The organism is Ohtaekwangia sp. (assembly GCF_036568665.1).
Lineage (GTDB): Bacteria > Bacteroidota > Bacteroidia > Cytophagales > Cyclobacteriaceae > Ohtaekwangia.
Map to the genome: position 1 here is coordinate 1 of NZ_DATCSD010000085.1, position 5,936 is coordinate 5,936.

Sequence of the window (5,936 nt, forward strand, 5' to 3'; positions counted from 1 at the left end):
GCCTTTGAACTTTTCGATCTGATGGTAAAAGGAGAAGACCTTACTCCGTTCCGTTCCAAGTATAAGGGCGATCGCTATATAGAATTTCCGGATGATCGCTTTCAGTTTGATAAAGCTACAAAACGATGGCGCGATATATTGATGGATAGTTTGAGAGTTCAATAGATATATAGGAAGGTAAATGTGTTAATTTACCTTCTGTTGTTTTTCCTTGTGCATGGCAGTAACCTTCTTGATTTGCTCAGCTGCTATGGCGATAGAATCCTGATCGTGTTTGTTCTTTTCAATTTTCTTTAACAGCAATTCGTATTGTGTTTTATTATTCTCTAATGCTTTCTCCAATTGAATCTTTTCGCGTTTGTTATCTTCTAGTTTAGTTGCAAGTGTTTTACCTTCGTTAATCATGCGTTGCTGTTGTTTTTCAACAGCCTGTGTAGCACGAGTAGTCTCATCAATCTGCACTTGGATTTTATCACGATAAAACTTCACGCCAAATTCGTGGAGAATTTTCTCCAGCTCTTTATTTATTTTGGATACATCAGTTGTAGAACTGTCTGCACGAATCCCGATCCAGGCAGATGTCTTCTGGCTTTTGTCTTTTACCATCGCATAAATGGGTGTGGTAAATGTACTGCCACTTAGTGTGGGTTCGTTTAGTATAATTATACCTTCGCTCTGTTTTACTTTGCCATAGGCTTTTAGGAATTTTGTAAACGAAGTATTTACTTCTGCCGATGTTCCGTCCAGCAGAGTTTCATAGCCTTCGGTATTTTCTCCTTTAATGCGCGAGCTTTCCTTTTTTACGGTAACAGTTTGCGCGTGAACAGAGAATGATATCAGAGAGATTGTAGCAAATAGTAGAAACTTTTTGAGGCAATGCATGTTTGGTATTATAATTTTAACAGACGTCAAAACTAAATAAAAAATTGTGTAGTATCGGTTTTAATGTAGATAGCTACGCACAAAGTTGTCATAGTGTACAGCGGTAAAAGCAGGCGGTACGGTATACACTTTAACAGGTAGTTAACAATAATTGAGCTTTCATTAACAAAGCGATCTATATAGAATGGTGATGTTTGCACAATAGATAACACCTATGTTTTTAACAGGCACTAAACTAAATACACCTTGAGTTTAAAAAATATATTGATCACAGGTGCTTCCGGTTTGATAGGAACACGCCTTACAGAATTGTTGCTTGCGGAAGGGCATCGTGTAACGCATCTTGGCCGTAACCATCGATCAGGATCTGCTAAAACATTTTTGTGGGATGTTGATAAAAACCAATTTGATCGTCATGCGCTCGAAGGAACGGAAGTTATAGTTCACCTGGCAGGCGCTGGTGTTGCCGATAAACCCTGGACAGATGAGCGCAAATGGGAGATACTGAAGAGCCGCACTCAATCCACACAGTTGCTTTTCAACGAACTTCAAAAAGGCGGACACCAGGTAAAGACGTTTGTATCAGCATCCGCTATAGGGTATTATGGTTTTGAGAATAACGAAAAGGTATATAGTGAGAATGATACACCGGGAAACGACTTCCTCGCTAATGTGGTGAGGCAATGGGAGGCTGAGATAGATCGGATTCAGGAGTTGGGTATACGTGTTGTAAAAGTTCGTATAGGTATAGTGCTGAGCGAAAAGGCGGGCGCATTGAAGGAAATGAGCAAACCTATAAAGTATTTTGCAGGATCACCGCTAGGATCGGGTGAACAGTATATAAGCTGGATACACCTGGATGACATCGTTTCGATTTTTATAAAAGCTATACAAGACGAAAAGATGACCGGTGCCTATAATGGTTCAGGTCCGTATCCGGTAACAAATCGTGAATTAACAAAAGCGATAGCACAAACACTGCATAAGCCGCTGTTCCTTCCTGCTGTGCCGGCTTTCGCTTTGAAAATGCTTTTGGGAGAGATGGCGAACCTTGTGTTAAAAGGCAGTAAAGTATCTTCAGAAAAAATTCAACAGGCTGGATTCAAATTTCAGTTCGATACACTGGAGAAAGCATTAGCTGATCTATTAACCCGGTAAATATATATAGTTACTGCTGGCTAATATTGTTATCTTCCTTCTCCGCATTGTAGTAATAACGCAATGCACCTGAAGGACATTTCTTCACTTGATCTATAATAGCTTCGGTGGATGATTTTTCGGGTGTGATCCACGGATGCTTACGAGGATCAAATACCTCTCCAAGTCCCTTCCAACATAACGTTGAGTGAATACACAAAGCGGGTTTCCATATAATCGTAATTTCCCCATTGGTATATTTCTTCGTAATGTCTTTCATGAAAGCTGCGTTTGTACTTCGATCGGGTTCGTTAGTATTTTATGAACAGGACATGAATTAGCCACGTGAAGCAGGCGCTTACGTTGCTCATCATCAATAGCACCGGTAACTTCTACCGAGCGGTGGAATACCGTTTTATTATCTATAGTCTCCGTTGAAATTGTAACCTTGATCTTTTCTACATTCATTCCCTTTCTGTCGGCATACATGCGAAGCGTTATAGCGGTGCATGAAGCCAACGACATGCGAAGAAAATCCGTTGGCTGCGGACCGAGATCTTTGCCACCATCTGCAACAGGCTCATCGGCTGTTAGTGTGTGTGAAGTTGTTTCAAGTTGTGTAGCATACGCATCTTTACCGATCGTTGCTATAGCTGTTTTTTCGGGTATCATTTAAAAAGTACGGTTCATAACAAATTCCTGTTGAAGAAATCGCTCGCGAGGAGCTGCTTCTCTTTGCTTTAATTGATCCGGAAGATTGGCGGGGTCGCCCGGATATCCCACCGCTATAAATACGCCCACTTCGTAGGTATCGGGTATATTTAGGTTCAGAATAGTTTTCTCAACATTAAATCCGGCCATCTGCCTTACCTGCAACCCTAACTCTACTGCTTGCAGTGAGAGAAAAGAATTGGCACCTCCTAAATCATATAGAGCATGTGCATTAGCACTGCCAAAACGCGAAAAGGTTTTTCGCGCCAGGCTTAGTATAAGAAGCGGAGCATCCTTTACCCATATCTTGTTGCTGTCGTTCAATGGGTCAAGAAGTTTACTCCACAATTCTGTCTGATCACGCGTGGCGTAGATATATACCCAGGGTTGTTCGTTACTGCTGGAGGGAGCCCAACGTGTAGCTTCAAACAATGAGTTGATCTTATCGGCTTCAATTGGTTCACTTGAAAAGGCGCGGACACTTTTTCTTTTTTTAATAAGATCAAGTACAGGGTGGTCTATGCTGGATGATTTTTCCATCACTTCTTTGTCTGGTTCGAGATTCAAAGTACGCATTCTGAAAAGCAAGAAGCAATTGCATTTTTTATACAATTGCTTTCGCGGTATAACAGATCAGTCTTCTATTAAAATTCCCATTTTACCCATTTGGTAATCCCGCATAGCCTCCATTACCTCAGTCTGAGTATTCATCACAAATGGCCCATACGATACTACCGGTTCATCAAGAGGTTTGCCGGTCATTAACAGTGTGCGGGTATCTTCCAACGCTTCAATGGTAATCCCTTCTCCATCACGATTAAATACTATAGCGTGATGATCTTCTACTAACCCGAAACCACCAACCGAAAGTTTACCATCTAGCAGATATAGAAATGCAGTATGTTCTGACGGAAGTGGAATAGAAAGTTTAGCGCCTTTCTTGAAATCTATAGTTGCTGCATTTATAGGACTCAGCGGATTTATTTTACCTTTTATGCCCAGCAGCTCTCCGGAAAATATACGAGCCGAAGCTAAAGTATCCTCACTTCGAAAAGCAGGAGCTTCTTCGCGTGTTACCGGATGGTATTGAGGTTGATCCATTTTGTGTTCAGCAGGTGTATTGATCCAGATCTGTATCAGTTCTATACTCTTGTAAGGATCGGCTGGACGCTCGCTATGGATAATACCCATGCCGGCATTCATCCATTGAATACCACCTGACTCTACAACACTATTGTTACCACGGCTATCACGATGGCGAAGTGAGCCTTCGAATATAAATGTTACAGGAGAAAATCCGCGATGCGGATGTGCTCCTACTCCTTCCCAATGAGAATCTTCGTTTGCCTCCATGCGATGGTGATGCAGCAACAGAAATGGATCCAGTTGTTCTACACGCTGAGTAGGAAATGGTTGACGAACCGGCATCCCTCCCATGTTCACCACCTGAGAATATAACAATGTTGATACGGTTCTGTTTTTCATAGCAATAAATTGTTTTATACAACAATATGCAGCACCCGGTATATATTGGGCGCTGCATGTATTCTTTAGTTCATGGGCACTTCCATGAGCAGTACTTCAGCATCACTGTTGGCAGTGATGGAAAGTTTATCAGTATTCCAGATACCGAAACCGTCACGTTTATTTAATACTTGACCATTGATGGTGACATCGCCTTCTACCACGAAGATGTATACACCATTATTTTTTTGCTTGATAGTATACTCGGTCTGAAAATCTTTCTTCAGATTGCCGAGATGGAACCACGCATCCTGGTTGATCCATACACCTTCGGATGTTTTTAAAGGCGATACTACTTCCTGAAGTTTATTCACTCTGTCTTCAGGCTTAAATGTTTTCTGCTCATACCGGGGTTGTATATTCTTTTCTTTTGGAAATACCCAGATCTGCAGAAAGTTCACTTTTTGATCTTTGTTCTTATTGTATTCAGAGTGATATATACCTGTGCCGGCACTCATAATCTGAACATCGTTCTGTTTGATAACCGCAGTGTTTCCCATACTGTCTTTATGTTCCAGGTCGCCATGAAGAGGTATAGAAATTATTTCCATGTTATCGTGAGGGTGTGTGCCAAAGCCTTTGCCGCCATCTACAAAATCGTCATTCAAAACACGCAACACGCCAAAGTGCATGCGGGTAGGATCGTAATAATGTGCGAAGCTGAAAGTATGGTTGGTATCAAGCCAGCCGTGATTGGCATGTCCACGGGTGGTAGCTTTATGGAGTACGGTATTCATATAATTGGTTTTTTTAATTGTTCCTAAAATGTTTCTGACTACATAACAAATCCACTACAATTAAGTTCATAACAATTGTTGTTGATACAACAATTGTTGATAAGACTAACCCCGGAGTTTGTCTAATATGCGATTCAGCTCTTTTGCTTCGTTTTTGGAGATGTTTTCAAAAGTATTCTGCCAGGTCATTTCAACGTCCATCTTTTTGAGAAGAGAAAGCCCTTTATTGGTAATGGCAATATCCACCTGCCTGCGGTTCCCTTCGCAGAGCTCGCGTGTTACAAGTCCTTTTTGACGAAGCTTCTCTACCAGTCGGGTGCAATTGCTGTTCTTGTCAATCATGCGCGAAGAAATTTCTGCCAGCATCATCGTCTGGGGATGGCTGCCCCGAAGAATGCGAAGCACATTGTATTGCTCGGGTGTAATACCAAAATTTTTCAGGTCAGTCGCATTAATATTATAGAGCCAGCTTCCGGTAAAAAGAATGTTGATACTGGCCTTTTGGTACTCGCTTGAGAATTTGCTTTGCTTGATATCGTCTTCGAGTGGCATAGTTATTCGGTTGATCATACCAAGATAGAACAAATGTTGTCGATACAACATTCCGTCATTCACAAAATAGTTGTAAACTTGTTTTGACAGGATATTCTTTATGATTCAGTACAACACAACTCTTTTAAAGTTTAATAAGAAAGGCGAAAAGAGCGGCTGGACATTTATTGAGATCTCGGCAGCGCAGGCGCAAAAACTCAAGCCCGACACTAAAGTCTCTTTTCGCGTAAAAGGAAGTATAGATCAGTTTGCATTCGAAAAGGTTGCTATACTTCCTATGGGCGATGGGAGTTTTATTTTGCCCGTAAATGGCACAATGCGTAAAGCCATTGGCAAAAAGGATGGCGATAAAGTAAAGGTTGTTTTGAATGTAGATGAGCGTAAACTAACGCT

General features: G+C 41.3%; 9 protein-coding genes. 2 read left to right on the plus strand and 7 right to left on the minus strand.

Annotated elements, in window-relative coordinates; genetic code table 11:
• Positions 1-186 precede the first annotated feature (186 nt).
• The gene (locus VIN08_RS04535; protein WP_331960877.1) at positions 187-882 is read right to left on the minus strand and encodes a hypothetical protein; all 696 of its coding nucleotides are present in this window, start codon (positions 880-882) and stop codon (positions 187-189) included.
• A 246-nt stretch (positions 883-1,128) separates the two neighbouring features.
• On the opposite strand from VIN08_RS04535, the gene VIN08_RS04540 reads away from it, so the two are divergent.
• Positions 1,129-2,040 (plus strand): TIGR01777 family oxidoreductase, encoded by a 912-nt coding sequence (locus VIN08_RS04540; RefSeq protein ID WP_331960880.1) that lies wholly within the window; start codon positions 1,129-1,131, stop codon positions 2,038-2,040.
• Positions 2,041-2,050: 10 nt separating this feature from the next.
• Here VIN08_RS04540 and VIN08_RS04545 read toward each other — a convergent pair whose 3' ends face one another.
• From VIN08_RS04545 to VIN08_RS04570, 6 genes are all read right to left on the minus strand, one after another.
• Entirely contained in the window at positions 2,051-2,299 is a 249-nt protein-coding gene (locus VIN08_RS04545; RefSeq protein WP_331960883.1) for a (4Fe-4S)-binding protein, read from the minus strand.
• Complete coding sequence (locus VIN08_RS04550; RefSeq protein WP_331960886.1) at positions 2,296-2,691, minus strand: OsmC family protein; 396 nt, start codon at positions 2,689-2,691, stop codon at positions 2,296-2,298. Before VIN08_RS04550 ends, VIN08_RS04545 begins: the two co-directional genes overlap by 4 nt.
• Positions 2,692-3,297 (minus strand): nitroreductase family protein, encoded by a 606-nt coding sequence (locus tag VIN08_RS04555; protein WP_331960889.1) that lies wholly within the window; start codon positions 3,295-3,297, stop codon positions 2,692-2,694.
• A gap of 66 nt (positions 3,298-3,363) precedes the next feature.
• Positions 3,364-4,215, minus strand: coding sequence for a pirin family protein (locus tag VIN08_RS04560; RefSeq protein ID WP_331960892.1), 852 nt, complete (start codon positions 4,213-4,215; stop codon positions 3,364-3,366).
• A gap of 65 nt (positions 4,216-4,280) precedes the next feature.
• Positions 4,281-4,991, minus strand: a complete 711-nt coding sequence (locus VIN08_RS04565; protein WP_331960895.1) for a pirin family protein — start codon at positions 4,989-4,991, stop codon at positions 4,281-4,283.
• A gap of 105 nt (positions 4,992-5,096) precedes the next feature.
• The gene (locus VIN08_RS04570) at positions 5,097-5,543 is read right to left on the minus strand and encodes a MarR family winged helix-turn-helix transcriptional regulator (protein WP_331960898.1); all 447 of its coding nucleotides are present in this window, start codon (positions 5,541-5,543) and stop codon (positions 5,097-5,099) included.
• A gap of 100 nt (positions 5,544-5,643) precedes the next feature.
• Between VIN08_RS04570 and VIN08_RS04575 the strand changes: the two genes are divergently transcribed.
• The coding region (locus VIN08_RS04575; RefSeq protein WP_331960901.1) for a DUF1905 domain-containing protein at positions 5,644-5,936 on the plus strand (293 nt) is incomplete at its 3' end.

What these genes read in the sequence shown, in the direction of transcription:
- VIN08_RS04565 (WP_331960895.1), bottom strand. Translation starts at nt 4,991, where the DNA reads ATGAATACCGTACTCCATAAAGCTACCACCCGTGGACATGCCAATCAC.
- VIN08_RS04550 (WP_331960886.1), bottom strand. Translation starts at nt 2,691, where the DNA reads ATGATACCCGAAAAAACAGCTATAGCAACGATCGGTAAAGATGCGTAT.
- VIN08_RS04535 (WP_331960877.1), bottom strand. Translation starts at nt 882, where the DNA reads ATGCATTGCCTCAAAAAGTTTCTACTATTTGCTACAATCTCTCTGATA.
- VIN08_RS04545 (WP_331960883.1), bottom strand. Translation starts at nt 2,299, where the DNA reads ATGAAAGACATTACGAAGAAATATACCAATGGGGAAATTACGATTATA.
- VIN08_RS04570 (WP_331960898.1), bottom strand. Translation starts at nt 5,543, where the DNA reads ATGCCACTCGAAGACGATATCAAGCAAAGCAAATTCTCAAGCGAGTAC.
- VIN08_RS04560 (WP_331960892.1), bottom strand. Translation starts at nt 4,215, where the DNA reads ATGAAAAACAGAACCGTATCAACATTGTTATATTCTCAGGTGGTGAAC.